The organism is Pseudomonas sp. SDO5591_S426, from assembly GCF_054070755.1.
Genome location: NZ_JBSVXD010000375.1, coordinates 1 through 2,099, shown reverse-complemented (window position 1 = coordinate 2,099; position 2,099 = coordinate 1). Strand labels below are relative to the sequence as shown.

The window sequence follows — 2,099 nt, the reverse complement described above, 5'->3', positions numbered from 1 at the left end:
TCGGTAGACCGCGTTATCGTTCATCGCGAGCAAGCTTTGCTCCTACAGACGGCAGTGCATTATTGGTTCAGGCGCTTGTCGATCAAGCCTTGCACCACGCTCGGGTCGGCCAGGGTCGAAGTGTCGCCCAGACTGTCCAGCTCGTTGCAGGCGATCTTGCGCAGGATACGCCGCATGATCTTGCCTGAACGGGTTTTGGGCAAGGCCGGCGCCCACTGGATCAGATCCGGCTTGGCAAAGCTGCCGATTTCCTTGCTGACCATCGCCAGCAGCTCCTTCTTCAGTTCGTTGCCGGGCTCGACGCCGTTCATGGGTGTGACGAACGCGTAGATGCCCTGGCCTTTGACGTCGTGAGGGTAACCAACCACGGCAGCCTCGGCGATGCTGTCGTGCAGCACCAGCGCGCTTTCCACTTCGGCGGTGCCGATGCGGTGCCCGGAAACGTTGATCACATCGTCGATACGCCCGGTGATCCAGTAATCGCCGTCCTCATCGCGACGAGCGCCGTCACCGGTGAAGTAATAGCCGGGGTAAGGCTTGAAGTAGGTGTCGACCATGCGTTGCGGATCGCCATAGACGCTGCGGATCTGCGCCGGCCAGCTGGATTTTATGGCGAGTACGCCGCTGCCGGCGCCTTTGATTTCCTTGCCTTGCTCATCGAGCAACACTGGTTGCACGCCGAACATCGGTTGCGTGGCGCACCCGGGTTTGATCCGTTTTGCGCTCACCAACGGGCTGAGCATGATGCCGCCGGTTTCGGTCTGCCACCAGGTATCGACAATCGGGCAGCGCTCCTCACCGACCTGATGGAAGTACCATTCCCACGCTTCCGGGTTGATCGGCTCACCGACGGTGCCGAGCAGTCTGACACTGGCGCGGGAAGTTTCCTTCAACGGTTCCGGACCTTCACGCATCAAGGCGCGCAGGGCGGTCGGAGCGGTGTAGAAAATGTTCACCTTGTGCTTGTCGATCACTTGCCAGAAGCGCGAGGTGCTCGGGTAGCTCGGCACGCCTTCGAAGATCAGCGTCGTGGCGCCGTTGGCCAGCGGACCGTAGACAATGTAGCTGTGCCCCGTGACCCAGCCGACGTCGGCGGTGCACCAGAACACTTCGCCGTCGCGGTAATCGAGCACGTACTTGAAGGTCATCGCCGCTTGCAGCAAATAACCGCCGGTGGTGTGCAGCACGCCTTTGGGTTTGCCGGTGCTGCCGGAGGTGTAGAGGATGAACAACGGGTCTTCGGCGTCCATCGGTTCGGGCGGGCAGTCGTCGCCGACGTCGCGCAGCGCCTGGTGATACCAGATGTCCCGGCCTTCAACCCAGCTCACTTCATTCTGTGTACGCTCGACCACCACCACGGTGCTCACGTCCGGACAGCTTTGCAGCGCCTTGTCGACGTTCTGTTTCAGCGGCACGAATTTGCCGCCGCGCACGCCTTCATCGGCGGTGATCACGGTGCGACAGTCGGCGTCGAGAATCCGGTCGCGCAGCGAGTCCGGGGAGAAGCCGCCGAACACTACCGAATGCACCGCACCGATGCGCGTGCAGGCGAGCATGGCGTAGGCCGCTTCGGGAATCATCGGCATGTAGATGCACACGCGGTCGCCTTTCTTCACGCCACGGCTTTTGAGCACGTTGGCCAGGCGGCAGACGTTGTGATGGAGTTTTTTGTAGGTGATCTGGGTGGATTCGGCGGGATCGTCGCCTTCCCAGATGATCGCGATCTGATCGCCGCGTTTTTCCAGGTGCCGGTCGATGCAGTTGTAGCTGACGTTCAATTTGCCGCCGGCAAACCAGCTGGCCTCACCGGTTTTCAGGTCATAGCGCTGGACGGTGTCCCACGGCTTGCTCCAGTCGAGGAAGCGGGTGGCTTGTTCGGCCCAGAATGTAGTGGGGTGTTCAATGGATTCGCGATACAGGCGGTGGTAGTCGTCTTGACTCAATTGTGCAGCCCGGCGGACGGCATCGGCTTTGGGGAACGTGCTGATATCGAACATGACGGTTCCTTATTCTTGTTTTGCGACAAGAGGGGAGCTGCGCGACCCTCGTAGGAGCTGCCGAAGGCTGCGATCTTTTGACTTTGCTTTGAAGATCAAAAG

General features: G+C 60.6%; 1 protein-coding gene. It reads right to left on the bottom strand.

What is annotated here, in order from left to right:
• Positions 1–59 precede the first annotated feature (59 nt).
• On the bottom strand, positions 60–1,997 hold the full coding sequence (gene acs, locus ACW9JC_RS30085) for an acetate--CoA ligase (protein ID WP_457459599.1): 1,938 nt from the start codon (positions 1,995–1,997) through the stop codon (positions 60–62).
• Positions 1,998–2,099 lie beyond the last annotated feature (102 nt).